Source organism: Candidatus Nitrososphaera gargensis Ga9.2 (assembly GCF_000303155.1).
Taxonomy (GTDB): Archaea; Thermoproteota; Nitrososphaeria; order Nitrososphaerales; family Nitrososphaeraceae; genus Nitrososphaera; species Nitrososphaera gargensis.
The window spans coordinates 1,987,142-2,001,702 of record NC_018719.1; the positions used below are offsets into that span (position 1 = coordinate 1,987,142).

Genomic DNA, 14,561 nt, shown 5'->3' on the forward strand with positions numbered 1-14,561 from the left:
GTCAGTATAATCTCTCAAAGTAAGCATTACCTTACCACTTTGCTATCGCTTTTTTGGAAGCGAAGAGGCATAGTCGATGCCCATGTCCAGCCATTTTTTGAGAGTTGCGTCTTTTGACCATCCGTTCTGATCGACGAACACGAATCCCCTGATCGACCGGCCCGTGAAGTCCATTGGCCTTCGTGGTGAGCGCGTCTTCGTAGCGCTCGGGACCTACGCGGACTACAAGGTCATTTTTGATCGTACCAAAGCACATGTTCCCGTTGAGCATGAACGCTATTCCGCCAAACATCTTTTTCTCGCTCAGGCCCTTGTATTTTGTCAGGGCGCGAATTTTGCTGGCCAGTTGCTCATTGGAAACCATCATCCCATCCCAAATGCCTTGGCAAATTCCCGCGGGTCGTAATAGATTTTCTGTTTCGCCGCCTTGCCGTTGGCAACTTGGATCAAGTCAGTAATTTCAATGGTTATCATCCCTCCGTCAGGAGTAGCGATATCCATCTGTAGGAGCTGCTCTGTAGAATAGATATAATCATGCGCTCCGGAGGTCTTCATGAGCGGCCCGGCAAACGTCATGTCCTTGGCATGTATAGTTTCAAGGCCCCTGCCTTTTTTGTTCTCAGTTACATCGTAGAAGCGGTTTTTACGGTTTCAAGTGCTTTTCCTATAAATCGTAAGAATTATTGGCACCTAATAAACGGGGAAGTGATTGATCCGTAAGCAGGTTAAGTAGCTACTAGAGCGAAGCCGGATCTCTGCCGCAAAGCTCTTGGAACGAAGATGCCTTGCTGTTCTTGAATATTTCCGGGGCATGCTTCATCGAAAATGCCCCCATCTGTTCAATAATTGGAATGAGGTCTTTTCCCTTTTCTGTAAGCGTGTATTCGATCCTGACAGGAATTTCATGGAAGATTCTCCGTTCAATGAGCTGATTCTTTTCCATTTCCCGGAGGCGCGTAGAAAGGGTATTGAGATTGATCCCTTCGATTGAATTCAGGAATTCGTTGAAGTGCTTTTGCTTGCTGTAAATCATGTTTCGTAGAATTAGCACAGTAAACTTTTTTCCAATGATCCTGAACGCGTTATCAACAGGACACCGCTTGAAAGCTTAAGATGCACGCGATTCTAGCTCCATATCTCTTGTTGGACCTGGTTTAACTGTTTTTATATCTACTCAGAAAATATGAGTTAACAAAACTGTATTTACTAACTTGTGCTTCACTTTCTGATTTTTAAGTACTCTTACCAACATTAAGATCCAAATGCGCAAAAAACGTTATGCCAAAATTTAGCCAAATTATAAAGGTCAAATCGCCTCCTGAAAAGACATGGGCAATTGTTGGCGATCTTGCAGGAGTAAACAGGTGGATCCCGAGGATTACCGGCGTGAAAATTGAAGGAAACAAAAAGCGAACATGTACTTTCGCCGATGGGCACATCCAGCATGAAGAAATAATTGAGTACTCCAGTGAAAAGCGATCATACAGCTATACCATTGAGCGACTGCAAAGGATAAAGAATAACCGCGGCACTTTCGCCGTGAAGCAATACGGCGACGGATCTGTAATAATGTGGGAGTCCGAATTTGACATCATCAACTCTGCTCTCGAAGCAGAAATGACTCAAATGTGGAAAGGAGCTACAGCCCAAATTGCAGAATCATTAAGAAGGCTCGTTGAAGGAAAATGATGCATGATCGCGACTGGGCCGCGTACGTATCCAGTATATAAGAACTAATTCTGGCTCGACTGGAAGCATGCGTATAAATTGCATCAGTTTTTCGTGCTTAAAATGATACATAATGTATCACTTTTCCACATGCTACAGTGAAAACATGCGCATGCAGAGGGATACGCCCATGCATAAATCATTATAAGACGATCACGACCTTATTTCATTGTGTATACGAAAAAGGCTCCCTGGAAAAAGAGGGACAATGGCCTTACAGCAAGGATAATTGTCAGTTTTGCAGTTCTTACGATACTATACATCATATTTCTGAGCGTGCTTGCCTATGTTGGCTTTGGCGCCATACCTATAGCTGTCATTGCAGGCATCATGATACTGGCGCAGTGGTACTTTTCTGACAAGATAGTGCTTTGGAGCACGGGCGCAAAAATAGTGAGCAGGGAACAGTTCCCTGAGCTGCACGATCTGGTGGAACGTATTGTGGCGCGGAACAACCTGCCCAAGCCTAGAATCGCCGTGGTCAACACCCAGATCCCAAACGCGTTTGCGACAGGCAAGACGCCCAAGAGCTCCATTGTTGCGGTGACACTCGGCCTGATGGACCAGCTTGAAACCGAGGAGCTGGAGGCTGTCATTGCGCACGAGCTGGCGCACATCAAGAACCGGGACGTGCTGGTGCTAACGCTAGCAAGCCTTTTCTCTACCGTAGCGTGGTATCTGATGAGGTTTAGCATGTTTGGAGGCATGTACGGCGGCGGGCGCAACAGGGATAGCGGAGGCGGCTTGGCACTCGTACTGATCGTCGCAATAATCACTTGGTTTGTCAGTTTTCTGATAATAAGGGCGATATCGCGCTACCGGGAATTTGTGGCAGACAGGGACGGCGCGCTCATGACTGGCAAGCCCAGCAAGCTAGCAAGCGCACTGCTCAAGATAAGCGGCAAGATGAAGCGGATACCTACAAGAGATCTGCGTGAGGTCGAGGGCATGAATGCGTTCTTTATTATCCCTGCCCTTTCTGGCGACGCCTTTGCAAGCCTATTCTCGACACACCCGCCTGTCGACCAGCGGGTGAAAAAGCTCATGGAAATGGAGGCTGCCATGAGCTGAGCTTTTTCAAGAGGATACGCGACAATATCATCAATAGCAAGCGCTTATCAAAAGCCGATTCTGAAATATTGTTCTCCATCTCTTCAATCCATGTTACCTTAGAGGTGAAGCTGGGGCTCAAGGTGACTGGCAGATGCGCCCTTACTTTCAAGACAGTCAGCGGCACATTCTTTTACGAAATGGAGCAGGACATCAGGCGCTTCCTCAGCTCCCTGCAGCCCGAGTTCGACCTTGCTTTCCGCACAGTCACAGACTCGTACGGCTACATGTGGGTAGTGTTCGAAGGCAAGAGGATAGAGGATCTTTTGGCCGGCCTGACAGCTACAGGCGACATCGTCGAAGAAAGAGGCTTTTCAGATCAACTGCTGGCGGCCGTCTTTGAATTTGCAAATGAGCGGCATGGTGGCCAGCAGCAATATCTGATATACAACTACCGGCGCAACAACTTTTACCCATTCGTCCCGACTGGCAATAAAACAAGGAACATCGAGCAAGAAATGAAGATGATGTCGGCGATAGGCGAAGAAATGCCATTTGAAAAAGACATGACCCTTTGGTACCCGCTATGGGACCTTCCCCTCAGATCTCAGGGATAACGCCTTCTCCTCTGAACAACCTCTTTGCTTCGTCTATTGAAAGGTCCGCACTTGGCAGTATGATATCGGACTTGATTATTTCATGTGGATCCAGTGGCTTGCCATTTTTCACAACCATGTCGTTCAGTTCTGTCAATTTTTTCTTGAATTCCGAATCGTCGGACCTCTCCGTGCTGACCAGCTTGACCAGATCGTTATCTATATCGTTGAGCTTTTTCAGGATCTTGCCATCGACGGTGAACTGTCCGTGGCCCATTATCCTGACTATCTTTTTGCCAGCAGAGCTTGCGCTTTTCGCCTTTGTCTTGGCAGTCGCAGCCTTTTTACGTGTTTTGGCAGACGATTTTCGTGCAGAAACTGCTTTTTTGGCGCGCAATTTGGCTCTTGATTTGAGCTTGCTGGCGGCCGCCCTGCCTTTTGTTTTCGTTTTTCTACTCATTGTTGCGCTTCTTGCTCCACTCGCTGCTTCTTTTTACGTTCCTTCTCTGACTTTAACTTTGCTAATTCTTCCTCGACTGAATTTTGTACTGTAATTTTTTCTAATTCTCTCTCAATTTCATCCTTGTTTGATGTGTAATCTGTAAGAACTCCTGAATTTATCATCTCATCCAGCGCTTGGGCCTTGGCCCTCATGCTCTCAGTCTTTTCCTCAGCCCTGTTCATGGCCATGCCGACATCGGCCATCTCCTCAGATATGCCAGTGACGCTCTCCTTTATCTTGACCTGCGCCTCTGCAGCTGAATATCGAGCCTTTATGACCTCTTTCTTTGACTTGAACTCCTCCACCTTGACTGCCATTCGCTTTTCAGCCTCTTCCATCTTGCGCGCTTCTTCCTGAAGTTCTGCTATCTGCTTGTCAAGGTCCTGAATCTGGAGCAGGTTAGTGTTCTTGCGCTCAAGCGCGAGCCTTGCCAAGTCTTCCCTGCCGGCGTCAAGCGCCCTACTTGCCTGCTCATCCAGCAGCCGGATATTGTCCCACAGCTTTGACTTTTGCATCTCCAGCCTCTTGCGCGAGGTTATAATTTCTGCAAGGCCTCTTCGCACTTTGTTAAGCATTTCCAGTTGCCTGATATACGAATAATCCAGAGCTTCGCGTGGATCTTCAAACTTGTCGAGGAGAGTGTTTACCTTTTGCTTGATCACGGCTGAAAAGCGGTTCATCAGGCCCAATTTTCTATCAAGCCATTATTCGATGCTTGATTATTAAAACATGGTGCTAGCGGTTGAGTCTGCGCCATTCGTGTTCGTCCGGTGGCCCATAGTCTTCATTTTTTCGAAAGAATCCCCAGTAGAGCAAAAAACATCCAGCGGCAATCATTGCAATCGCAAACTTTTCGTTTGTGACTTGGTTATTTACAAAGTTGTTAAGAAACAATTGCGCAGGATCTTCAACCAGGCCAATGGAATGATCAATGTAGAACAGCACAATATTTCTTATCAGGATTATGGCAGCGCTGACCATGAAGAGGATGCCCATTGCTGACATCCAGTTCCTCCCACGCTTTCTGCCGCCGATCTCTTCTTTCCATCTCATGCCGATGTTATATTATTATATCTGGAAGGAGGCATTGCTGATAACGTTTGCGCTCAGATCAGCTTCACACTTGGGTTCTTCATCTTGTTCTTCTTGGCTGCATTGAGCAGCATCGGAGTCAGAATCTCTGCCTGATACGTTAGGGAGAGCGGTCCGAGGTAGACCGGTCGCAGGCCAGAGATCTCGGAAACAAGCTCTGTCAGTTTTGCTATTGCGCCCTGATCGTCGCCACAGATGAACGTGTCTGCATCAAGGCCTTGGTTGACGTTTTTCAATTTCACTTCTGATATCGTGTGGAAAGCAGAGACAACCCTTGATCTGGGAGGCAGCTTGTCGGCAACCATCTCTGCAGCCTGCTTTTTGCCCTGCTCCAGCGGTATGTAGACAAATCCTGCATCGGTCCTTGTCATGGGCACGATTGGTGACACGACAACGCAGTCGTCGCGAATCTTGCCTACCAGCCTGCCGCATGTGTCGTCGATAAATTCATACGGAATTGAAAGTATTAGAACATCAACGTCCTTGCCAAGCGCAATGTTGTCGTCGCCGGTGATACTGCCTGTGATTGTCCCAAAGGCTTCCCTAGCTATCTTGCTATAGTTTTCTGCGGCCTCTTTGGCCTTCTGGGCGTCCCTTGAACCAACTATTACGTCGTGCTTTTTGCACCAGCGAAGCGCAAAGCCTTCACCCATGCCGCCGGTGCCACCCACTATGCCTATCTTCATATAGTGGCAGTCACGGGCAATCACGATATTAACGTTGCATCGACCTTTCTCCTTGTTTTTTCCTTTTATTGGCTTGCTTGGCGTCTTCTCTGACCAGAATCCATTGCTTGGCCTTCAGGAACGCAAACAGCGCTGCAGCCGAGGCCGCCATAATGGCCATCACCAGTACAAAGCCAAACGGTACGCGCCAGATGTTATTCAGGTCAAGCCCGTTCATGCCAAAGACGCTGGAGATGAAGGTCAGTGGAAGGAGTACAGCCGAGAAAACGGTCAGCGTCTTGACAGTATCGTTCATCAAGAGCGAAATGTTTGCGATGTATAGCTCGCGCGTCGAGTTCACTGTGTCTTGGTACGATTCGACAAGATTGATCAGTTGGTTAATGTCATCATACACTATTTTCAGGTATTTTATGTCGGGACGCTCTTCTTGGACATGGATCAAAAAGTTGATGACATCCCGGATATGCCAAAAGTGCCGGCGCAGCACTATTATCTGCCTTGACAAATCGTCCAAGTGCTCAAGCATCTGCTTTGAAGGCCGCTTGTGTACCGACCGCTTCTCCATGTCCACAACGCTCAGCTCTACCGCCGTAAGCAGCTGCTCGTACTTGTCAACGATGCTTGAGAGGATGCTGTAGTACAAGGCGTCGACTGACGACTCTAGCAGCGGCCGGTTCTTTTCCTCAAGGATCCTCTTTACAATGCTCGTCAGGTCCACCGCTGAAGGGTGAATGGTAACGAGCCAGCCTCGCCCAAGAAATATGTAGATCCCTTCGGTAACGAGCGTCTGCGCGTCGCTGTACTTCATGTCAAGCATAAGCGTAAAGACGTGGGTGTCCAGCATCCTGACCTGCGGCTTTTTGGACTTGTTAGAGTATTCCTCAAGTGCCTTGCTATCCAAGTGGAACGACTGCTGGACATTCCAGATCTCGGCTGGCGTAGGATCAGATAGGTCGATCCAGACGTTGTAACCCTGCCGGACGTCCTCTTTAGAGCCGCCGCGCCTGACCTCTCGCTCGTTGTACGATATTATGTTTTGCACTTACACAATAAATTAAGCTACATTGGCTATAACAGGTATATATCTAAAAAATTATTAAGTGATCTTGCGTCCACAGGTTCAGCAATTGCCACTAGTCATCTTTATGCGTCATGGGCAGGCAGAGAACAATGTCAGCAGGATCCTTGTGGGCAGGCATATCGAGTCACATCTGACGTCTCAGGGCAGGCAGCAGGTGGCTGACGCCGCCAAGCAGCTAAAGAGCATCCCAATAGACAAGATCTATGCCTCGCCCGTGATAAGGGCGGTGGAAACGGCGCAAATAGTATGCGAAACCCTTGGAATGGATTATGAGATAGATGAGCGGCTGTATGAAATCGAGCTGGGCAAACTCGTCGGCATGAACTACGAAGAGGTGACCACTAAATATGGCGACCTGTTCCTGAGGTTCTATGCAGAGCACGACCCAGTGCTTGATAGCTTTGGTGTCGAACCTTTCTCTGCCGTCAAGCAGCGCGTAAAAAATCTCCTTGATGATGTGCTGAAAAAGTACGAGGACAGCAATGTGCTCATGGTCACGCACCTTGACCCGATAAAGGCGGCCCTTGCTACGCTGCTGGACCTAAAGCCGGAGGCTCTTTACCGGTGGCATATACGCAACGCGTCGCTCACGGTGCTAAAACATGAAAGCAAGATCTACTCGCTTTCAGGAGTGAACGTGATGGCGATGCACCGCTATCCAAATGATTAATGCCGATTTGGGCTTTGTTTAAAAAGTCATGGGTTCACGTTCGGATAGCTGTTTGAATGCATGATCATGGATTTGTGGATTACTACTTTTTACACAAAGCCGCCGATTTGCAAAACCTTAAATAACATTGGAAAACGAGTGATAACAGAAAAAGGGACGCGATAGAATGGTTTCACATTCAGCGACAATTTTGATCCTGATTCCCGTTGTTGCCGTATTCTTTCTTGGCATCAACTCTGCTTTTGCACAGGAAGAAACCGGGCAATATATTCTGCACAGGGTAGAGATCTGGGCGCTGTTCTACAGGCTCATGGTCGTAGCATTTGTCATCGGCGCAGTGGTGATGGGCTCAATATTCTACGTTGTGTGGCGCTTCCGCGAGTCGCATCCAAAGAATAGAGGAGATATTACTCCTGCCAGAACAGGAGGAGGTGCTCATCACTAATGGGCCATGCAACAATTGAATGGGTGTACGTCGGAGTCGTTATCGCTATTCTCGTCTATGTTGGTGCAGACGCGTGGAACATTGAGAGACTGCTAGAACATGCTCCGGAAGATGCCGAGACCATCAAGGTCACCGGAGCGCAGTGGGTCTGGACCTTCGAATACGAAGACGGCACAAGAGAAATAGGCAAACTCCACCTAGTCAAGGGCCAACCCTACAGATTCGAGATAACATCAGTTGACGTGATACATTCGTTCAACATACCTGACTTTGCTATCATGATGGATGCAGTTCCTGGCAGGATCAACACAATATGGCTCGTCCCCGACCAATCAGGTGAGTACCTCATACAGTGCAGAGAATATTGTGGGTTATCCCACTACCAGATGAGGGGTACGCTGATAGTCGAAGAGCCAAGCGGGGAAGAGGGAGAAGCCAACATTACCAGTGCTGCGGTAGAGGCGCCATCAAAAGGCGCTACAGCCGTGGCAAGCTAAATCCCCCTACTTGCTTTTACTGCCCACTAATTTTTTACAAAAGTCACTTTTCATAAACCTCCGTCATTCATCATTAGTTTTGCAGGCAATGCTAAAAACAAAATGCTTTTATTGATATAGCATTCCATGTACGGGCAATAAGAGGGATGGATGCGAGTTGGTGCTAGAGGTTAAAAAACCCCGTCCAATGTGGGAGATCCTTTTTTCAACTCACCATACTGATGTCGGCCTGCTGTACGTCTACCTGTCTCTGACTGCCTTTATCATCGGTGGCGCTTTGGCAATTGCGATACGCACAGAGCTTTTCCTGCCGGGCGATGCCATTAACATCATTCCTGACTCTAACACTTTCCATAGAATATTTACAGTGCACGGCACAAACATGCTGTTCCTGTGGCTCATCCCGTTTGCTTCCGGCATTGGCAACTACCTGATCCCGATCATGGTCAGGTACAAAGACATGGCATGGCCAAAGCTGAATGCAGTTGCGTTCTGGATGATTCCAGTTGGCATGGCGCTCATATGGCTTGGCTTTGCAGACACCACTTGGAATGCCTACCCGCCCTATTCGATCATTAGAGCTCCCGGTCCTGCGGCAGAAATGTGGATCTTTGGCTTAAAGATACTTGGCATTTCGTCCATTCTAGGAGCGATCAACTTTATCGTGACCATCCTGAGAATGAAGCACCCAGACCTCCCTCTGATGAAGACTTCGCTCTTTGTCTGGTCAACGCTTGTAACGTCGCTCATGATAATCGTCGCAATCCCAACATTTGCAGCTGCCCTCATAATGCTGTACACAGACAGGCTCGGGGTGTCTGGCTTTTTCAACCCTGCAATGGGTGGAGACCCCATAGCGTACCAGCACCTGTTCTGGTTTACGTTCCATCCCGAAGTGTACATATTCCTCATACCTGCAGTGGGTATGATGTACGAGCTGATACCCAAGTTCTCAAGAAAGCCGATATTTAGCTACCAGTCAGGAGTCGCAGCGTTTGTTCTGCTTGCCATAGTGGGATTTGCATCGTGGGCACACCACATGTACGCGACAGGCATGAGCTTCACAGAAAAGACTGTATTCATGGTTGGCACTCTGGCAGCCGTGCCGGCCTCGGCCATGCACGTTTTTAACTGGATAGCCACAATGTGGGGCGGCAGGATCAAGTTCGCAGCCCCCATGAGCTTTGCGGTAGGTGGCCTGGTGCTGTTCTTCTACGCAGGAGCAGGAGGTATCGTCAACACAGCCATGCCGCTTGACTTCCTTACACATGACAGCTACTGGGTAGTCGGTCACTTCCACCTGTTCGTCATGGGCCTAGTCACATTCGCGTTCATTGGATTCATCTACTACATGTTCCCCTTCATAACAGGCAGGATGTACAGCGAAAGGGCAGCGATGGTGCAGTTCTGGCTCATGTTTGTAGGAGTGTCGATGATATTCTTGACACAGCACGTGCTAGGACTATACGGGCAGCCAAGGCGTGTGTTCGACTATGTGCCGGTGCAGCCACTGATCATAATGAACCAGATATCGACGGTCGGTGCTTGGATAACGGCCGCCGGTGCAGCCATATTTGTGTGGAACCTGATAAAGAGCACAGTCTCGGGCAAACCTGCCAAGATGGACGACCCGTTTGCAATCGGAGAGCAGTACTACGACTACACACGGCGCGAGCCGCACCACTAAAGGAGGAAACAATGGAAAATGTCGCATGACGAACGTGAGCATGAAAAGGAACCAATGATCCTGACCTCCGGAAGGCGCATGGCTAAAGGTCTTGCCATCGTGGTTATCACTCTGGCTATAGGGGCAGCGATCATTGTGCCATTCTTTGACGAAATGTTCTCCATCCCGCCGCCTGTGACCCAATTACGGCAGCCGACGCCTCCGCCAAGTGAAGGAGAAGAGCCGCAACCAGGAGGAGCTACAACTATTCAGATCCCAAGCGGAGCCTCTGTGCAGGGAAATCCAAGCTACGAGCCAGCTAATGCCGAAGTCCCAATGGGTAGCGAAGTAGTATGGGATAATACCGATAGCGTTCCTCACACTGCAACATCGGGGACCGGACAGAATGATCCCACATCAGGAGACCTATTTGATACAAGCATTATCAATCCCAATGAAAAATCTGATAGCGTTGTGCTAGAAGGAGTAAGCGAAGGCGACGTTATCGACTACTATTGCACATTGCATCCATATATGACTGCTCAGCTAACCATAGTGGCAGCCGGAGAAGGCAGTAGCGGTGGTGCCCAAACAGGCGGCGAAGGAGGAGCAGCAGGATCTACGATAAATATCCTCAGTGGCTCGTCTGTCCAAGGCAACCCTGACTTTGACCCTGACGGGCTGACCGCGAAGGTAGGCGACAAGATAAACGTGGTCAACCAAGACAATGTTCCGCATACCGTAACATCGGGGACTGGACAAAACGATCCTAACAAAGGTCAGGCATTTGATACGAATATCATAATGGGCGGGCAGTCTGCCACGATATCGTTGGCCGAGGTCGAGCCTGGACAGTATGACTACTTCTGCACAATCCATCCATATATGACGGGCAAGCTCACAGTAGAGTAGTAGCATATATGCTGCTGCAAGCCCTCTCTTTTTCTACCCTTTTTGTACTATTCTCACTGATATTTATCGGGGGATATGTCAGCGCCTCCGGAGTCGGCCTCACCTGCCCGGACTGGCCGCTCTGCCCACAGGGCCTGCTCCCGCATGAGGACTTTATCATCGAATACATCCACAGGTCGGTGGCTGCCACGACTGGCGTGCTGGTGGTCGCTACAATGGCATTTACCCTAAAATCAAAAGCTGCACCAAAGAGTATAAAGATCACATCAATTATTGCGGCCGGTGCAGTGATCGGCCAGATAGCGCTTGGTGCGATTGTCATTGTGGAGCGGCTGCACGCTGTACTTGTCACGACGCATCTGGGGCTTGGCATCGTGCTCTTTTCCATGGTCCTTATGACCGCCCTTTACGCATACAGGCTTGAAGGCAAAAAGGCGCTGGCCAAGGCACAGTAATATACGGGCAGGGCAAAAAATTATCCTAATGATGAACGTCCCGGCCCTACTACTATTGCTACTGGCGCTTTCGTTGCTTGTTGTTTCGGCAGCGCCGGCCTATGCCCACTTTGACCATCTTACCCACTATAACAGTAGGGGCGGAGGGGTCGGGCAATATTACGTGTACGAAGCACTTGAGCCGGATTACGCAGCTCCGGGCGAGCCCACCGCCATAATGTTCAGCGTACAGGACTATGATGGGCGCGACACGTACAACATTGAAACGATGGTCGAGATCTATACCTCTTCCGGTGAGCGCATCAAAGCGTTCCCTTGGACAAAGCAAGATGTCGGCGATTTCCAAGTGTTTTACACTTTTCCACATGTGGGCAGCTATCAGATCGTTCTTAGCATAGCAGATGGGCCGGTCAACACCAACGCGATAGACCTGCCGAGAAGCACACTTGGCAGCACGGCCGGCTGCAACTGCGAGCGGCTGATATTCAATGTCGCAGTTTCCCAAGGCTTTGGCTCAATCTACAACTCGACCCTTGGAGGGGCGGTGTTCAGCTCGCTTGCGATCTTTGGCGCAGTGCTTGGCCTGACGTACTGGAGTAAGAAAAAGAGCGGCAAGTTTGCCAGTGCGCCCGGCGACACCATGAGGTACATCGTGACCTTGGCGGCAATCGCCGGCGGTCTAGTACATTTTGCAGTATACTCGGGACACGCCTCGCTCCGGCTCGAATACAGCATATTCCTTATAGTCGCAGGCGGCATGCAGGTGACCTACGGCATACTCTACACCCTCCTGACGCTGACTGGGTCTACTACCGGCAGGGCAAGGCCGCACGAGCACTACCGCAAGACAGTAGCGGTCAACCTGTTTGGACTGATCGGGACTGCAGTGCTGTTGGGGCTGTACGCCTATTCCGTAACGCTACCTCCTCCTCTTTCGCCCACAGGCCAGCCAGAAGATGTTGACTTGGCAGGCATACTGGCAAAGGCAGTAGAGGTATTCACCCTGATCGGCATCGTCTACCTGATGAGGCTTGAAAAGCGCCGGCTGCAGACCTTCCTGAAGGAACACGCATAATAATAACAAAATCTTGCAGAAAATTCTGTGGCGAGAGCCAGTAAAACATAAAACACCAAGAGCGCGACCCATATACCCATATGGCCTGGAAAGTAATGATGCCGAAAAAGATAATGTTCGGCGAAAATGCTGCAAAGGAATTCCCGTATCCGAAAAATTCTCTTGTTATCACCACTACTACGCCTGACATTTACAACAAGTGGCTAGACTATATGGGGATCAAGAACTATGAAGTGTACGACAAGGTCACGCCCGACCCTGCGATAGAGACAGTAGAGGCGATAAAGAAGCAGTATGAAGGCAAGAACATTGGCGCGTACATCGGCCTTGGTGGCGGGAGCTCGATGGACGTATGCAAGTACCTGAGCAAGCTAACCGGCATTCCCAAGATCCTGATCCCGACGACATTTGGGACTGGAGCAGAGATGACCACCTATGCAGTCATTAGCTTTGACCACAAGAAAAAGCTCCTGCAGGACGAGGCGTTCCTTGCAGACGCGGCCATCGTTGATCCATACTTTTTGCCCGGCACCCCCTTTAACATCCTGCGCAACTCTGCCTGCGACGCTGCTGCCCAAGCATCTGAAGGCTATGACAGCAAGGCCGGCAACCCGTTCACACAGTTCTTTTGTAAGGAAGCTTTTGATATCCTGTATGACGCGATAATGAACGACAAGCACCACCTGCTGCCGTATGGCGCGATGCTATCTGGCATTGGCTTTGGCAACTCGTCGACCACGCTTGGCCACGCGCTCTCGTATGTATTCTCTAATGAGGGAGTGCCACACGGCTATGCACTATCGTCCTGCACTACGGTCGCGCACAAGTTCAACAAGTCGATCTACTACAAGCGCTTCAAGGAAATCGCGCAAAAGCTAAAGTTCGAGCCGCTCAAGCTAAAGCAGCCGCTGGATCAGGCTGCAGACGTTATCATGCCAGACCGCGGCCACCTTGACAACAACCCAATACCTGTTAGCAAGCAGGACATCATACAATGCCTTGACGAAATAGTGAACTCTAACCCGCTGGCCTAAAAGCGGGCCCCCTTCTTCTTACCCTCTTTTTTTGCAATACACTGCAAGCGCCACCTTTCAAAACCTTTAAATTCAGTTCACCTGACTTTATCCCCGATGACCGTTATCCAAAAGAGCATAGAAATTAACGCTCCAGTAAGTGAGGTGTTCACCTATTTTGCAAGGCCAGAGCACATGGCGGACCAGTTCCCGGAGAACATGGGCCTGAGCGTTATCCCGGTCGAAGTCAAGAACGGCTTTGGGGTTGGCACTATTTTCAGGATAAGCGGAGATTTTGACGGCAAAAAGCTCGAATGGGACTGTGAGACCATCGACTATGTCCCGATGCGCAAGATTGTTGCCAAGATGATCGAGGGCCCATTCAAGAGCTGGCAGATAACAGTCGATTTTGAAGAGCTGGGCGAAAAGAAGAGCAGGACCGGCATGACGGTGGAATACGACATGCCGATGGGCCCGCTTGGTAGCTTTATGGACAAGGTTAAGCTGAAAAAGATTGCAGAGCGCGGAATGGAAAACGGTCTCTACCGCGTTAAGGCGCTGCTTGAAGGCACGGGCTCGATACCGGTCTACATTACTCTGGACGCCTACAGGCACATCCTGAAGGAAAAGGAAAAGCTTAACTGCTCTGTCTCTGAGGCGATTGTAAAGATCATCCAGCAGAGCCAACAGCAACATACGGTCAAGGCCTAAGCTTTCTTCTTTTCTCTTTTTGACGTATCTACATGTTTGATTGATGATGCATTCCAGCAAATGATGCTGTCAATCAATTCTTGGGATGTTAAAACTCTCTGGCCGAAGACCTGTGACATATCCTGCAACGGACATCTAAGATGTCAATATCATCAATTGCAGTGTAACATGAATTATCTGCATTTGATTGCCTTTCTATGGCCAAGATGAGGTAGACTATCTTAGTGATATCGATGATAATGGCACGAATATAATAGCGAATAATTGGGTCGCGCTTCGCAAGAAGTAGACTAAATTATTCTATATGTTGTTTCATAATATATCAGTTGAAAACGCCAGATATAACCTTGACAACGCTCTACTATCATAGCCGCTATGCATT

General features: G+C 49.2%; 20 protein-coding genes. 12 read left to right on the top strand and 8 right to left on the bottom strand.

Annotated features, from left to right (window positions below; all coding sequences use genetic code 11):
• Positions 1-31: 31 nt before the first annotated feature.
• From NGAR_RS11985 to NGAR_RS11995, 3 genes are all read right to left on the bottom strand, one after another.
• Positions 32-367: a TfoX/Sxy family protein gene (locus NGAR_RS11985; RefSeq protein ID WP_015020007.1), complete on the bottom strand. Its 336-nt coding sequence runs from the start codon at positions 365-367 to the stop codon at positions 32-34.
• The gene (locus NGAR_RS11990) at positions 364-576 is read right to left on the bottom strand and encodes a nuclear transport factor 2-like protein (protein ID WP_015020008.1); all 213 of its coding nucleotides are present in this window, start codon (positions 574-576) and stop codon (positions 364-366) included. The genes NGAR_RS11985 and NGAR_RS11990 overlap by 4 nt, the downstream gene beginning before the upstream one ends.
• A gap of 160 nt (positions 577-736) precedes the next feature.
• On the bottom strand, positions 737-1,072 hold the full coding sequence (locus NGAR_RS11995) for a winged helix-turn-helix transcriptional regulator (RefSeq protein ID WP_228369359.1): 336 nt from the start codon (positions 1,070-1,072) through the stop codon (positions 737-739).
• 206 nt (positions 1,073-1,278) lie between these two features.
• Here NGAR_RS11995 and NGAR_RS12000 point away from each other — a divergent pair, with 206 nt between their 5' ends.
• The 3 genes from NGAR_RS12000 (at position 1,279) to pspAB (ending at position 3,395) form a co-directional block, all read left to right on the top strand.
• On the top strand, positions 1,279-1,689 hold the full coding sequence (locus NGAR_RS12000; RefSeq protein ID WP_015020010.1) for an SRPBCC family protein: 411 nt from the start codon (positions 1,279-1,281) through the stop codon (positions 1,687-1,689).
• A gap of 210 nt (positions 1,690-1,899) precedes the next feature.
• Positions 1,900-2,799 (top strand): zinc metalloprotease HtpX, encoded by a 900-nt coding sequence (gene htpX, locus NGAR_RS12005; RefSeq protein WP_015020011.1) that lies wholly within the window; start codon positions 1,900-1,902, stop codon positions 2,797-2,799.
• Between the two features lie 26 nt (positions 2,800-2,825).
• Positions 2,826-3,395, top strand: coding sequence for a PspA-associated protein PspAB (gene pspAB / locus NGAR_RS12010; RefSeq protein WP_407637205.1), 570 nt, complete (start codon positions 2,826-2,828; stop codon positions 3,393-3,395).
• Here the strand turns inward: pspAB and pspAA are convergent.
• Genes pspAA through NGAR_RS12035 form a run of 5 tightly spaced genes read right to left on the bottom strand, consistent with a single transcriptional unit; the run spans position 3,379 to position 6,696 of the window.
• Positions 3,379-3,834, bottom strand: a complete 456-nt coding sequence (pspAA, locus tag NGAR_RS12015; protein ID WP_015020013.1) for a PspA-associated protein PspAA — start codon at positions 3,832-3,834, stop codon at positions 3,379-3,381. The two genes, pspAB and pspAA, sit on opposite strands and share 17 nt — an antisense overlap.
• Positions 3,831-4,565, bottom strand: coding sequence for a PspA/IM30 family protein (locus NGAR_RS12020; RefSeq protein WP_015020014.1), 735 nt, complete (start codon positions 4,563-4,565; stop codon positions 3,831-3,833). The genes pspAA and NGAR_RS12020 overlap by 4 nt, the downstream gene beginning before the upstream one ends.
• A 46-nt stretch (positions 4,566-4,611) precedes the next feature.
• Positions 4,612-4,929, bottom strand: a complete 318-nt coding sequence (locus NGAR_RS12025) for a hypothetical protein (protein WP_015020015.1) — start codon at positions 4,927-4,929, stop codon at positions 4,612-4,614.
• A gap of 53 nt (positions 4,930-4,982) precedes the next feature.
• Complete coding sequence (npdG, locus tag NGAR_RS12030) at positions 4,983-5,654, bottom strand: NADPH-dependent F420 reductase (protein WP_148681398.1); 672 nt, start codon at positions 5,652-5,654, stop codon at positions 4,983-4,985.
• Positions 5,655-5,682: 28 nt separating this feature from the next.
• Positions 5,683-6,696, bottom strand: a complete 1,014-nt coding sequence (locus tag NGAR_RS12035; protein WP_148681399.1) for a magnesium transporter CorA family protein — start codon at positions 6,694-6,696, stop codon at positions 5,683-5,685.
• An 85-nt stretch (positions 6,697-6,781) separates the two neighbouring features.
• Between NGAR_RS12035 and NGAR_RS12040 the strand changes: the two genes are divergently transcribed.
• The 9 genes from NGAR_RS12040 (at position 6,782) to NGAR_RS12080 (ending at position 14,179) form a co-directional block, all read left to right on the top strand.
• Entirely contained in the window at positions 6,782-7,405 is a 624-nt protein-coding gene (locus NGAR_RS12040) for a histidine phosphatase family protein (protein ID WP_015020018.1), read from the top strand.
• A 166-nt stretch (positions 7,406-7,571) separates the two neighbouring features.
• Entirely contained in the window at positions 7,572-7,850 is a 279-nt protein-coding gene (locus tag NGAR_RS12045; RefSeq protein WP_228369175.1) for a cytochrome c oxidase subunit II, read from the top strand.
• Positions 7,850-8,347 (top strand): cytochrome c oxidase subunit II, encoded by a 498-nt coding sequence (locus NGAR_RS12050; RefSeq protein WP_015020020.1) that lies wholly within the window; start codon positions 7,850-7,852, stop codon positions 8,345-8,347. The genes NGAR_RS12045 and NGAR_RS12050 overlap by 1 nt, the downstream gene beginning before the upstream one ends.
• A 157-nt stretch (positions 8,348-8,504) precedes the next feature.
• Complete coding sequence (locus tag NGAR_RS12055; protein WP_015020021.1) at positions 8,505-10,034, top strand: cytochrome c oxidase subunit I; 1,530 nt, start codon at positions 8,505-8,507, stop codon at positions 10,032-10,034.
• Between the two features lie 18 nt (positions 10,035-10,052).
• The gene (locus NGAR_RS12060) at positions 10,053-10,925 is read left to right on the top strand and encodes a plastocyanin/azurin family copper-binding protein (RefSeq protein WP_148681400.1); all 873 of its coding nucleotides are present in this window, start codon (positions 10,053-10,055) and stop codon (positions 10,923-10,925) included.
• Positions 10,926-10,933: 8 nt separating this feature from the next.
• The gene (locus NGAR_RS12065; RefSeq protein WP_015020023.1) at positions 10,934-11,380 is read left to right on the top strand and encodes a COX15/CtaA family protein; all 447 of its coding nucleotides are present in this window, start codon (positions 10,934-10,936) and stop codon (positions 11,378-11,380) included.
• Positions 11,381-11,408: 28 nt separating this feature from the next.
• A complete protein-coding gene (locus NGAR_RS12070) occupies positions 11,409-12,455 on the top strand; it encodes a hypothetical protein (RefSeq protein WP_015020024.1) in 1,047 nt (348 codons plus the stop codon).
• 80 nt (positions 12,456-12,535) lie between these two features.
• Positions 12,536-13,489: an iron-containing alcohol dehydrogenase gene (locus tag NGAR_RS12075; RefSeq protein WP_015020025.1), complete on the top strand. Its 954-nt coding sequence runs from the start codon at positions 12,536-12,538 to the stop codon at positions 13,487-13,489.
• A gap of 96 nt (positions 13,490-13,585) precedes the next feature.
• Complete coding sequence (locus NGAR_RS12080; RefSeq protein WP_015020026.1) at positions 13,586-14,179, top strand: SRPBCC family protein; 594 nt, start codon at positions 13,586-13,588, stop codon at positions 14,177-14,179.
• The last annotated feature ends 382 nt before the right edge of the window (positions 14,180-14,561 follow it).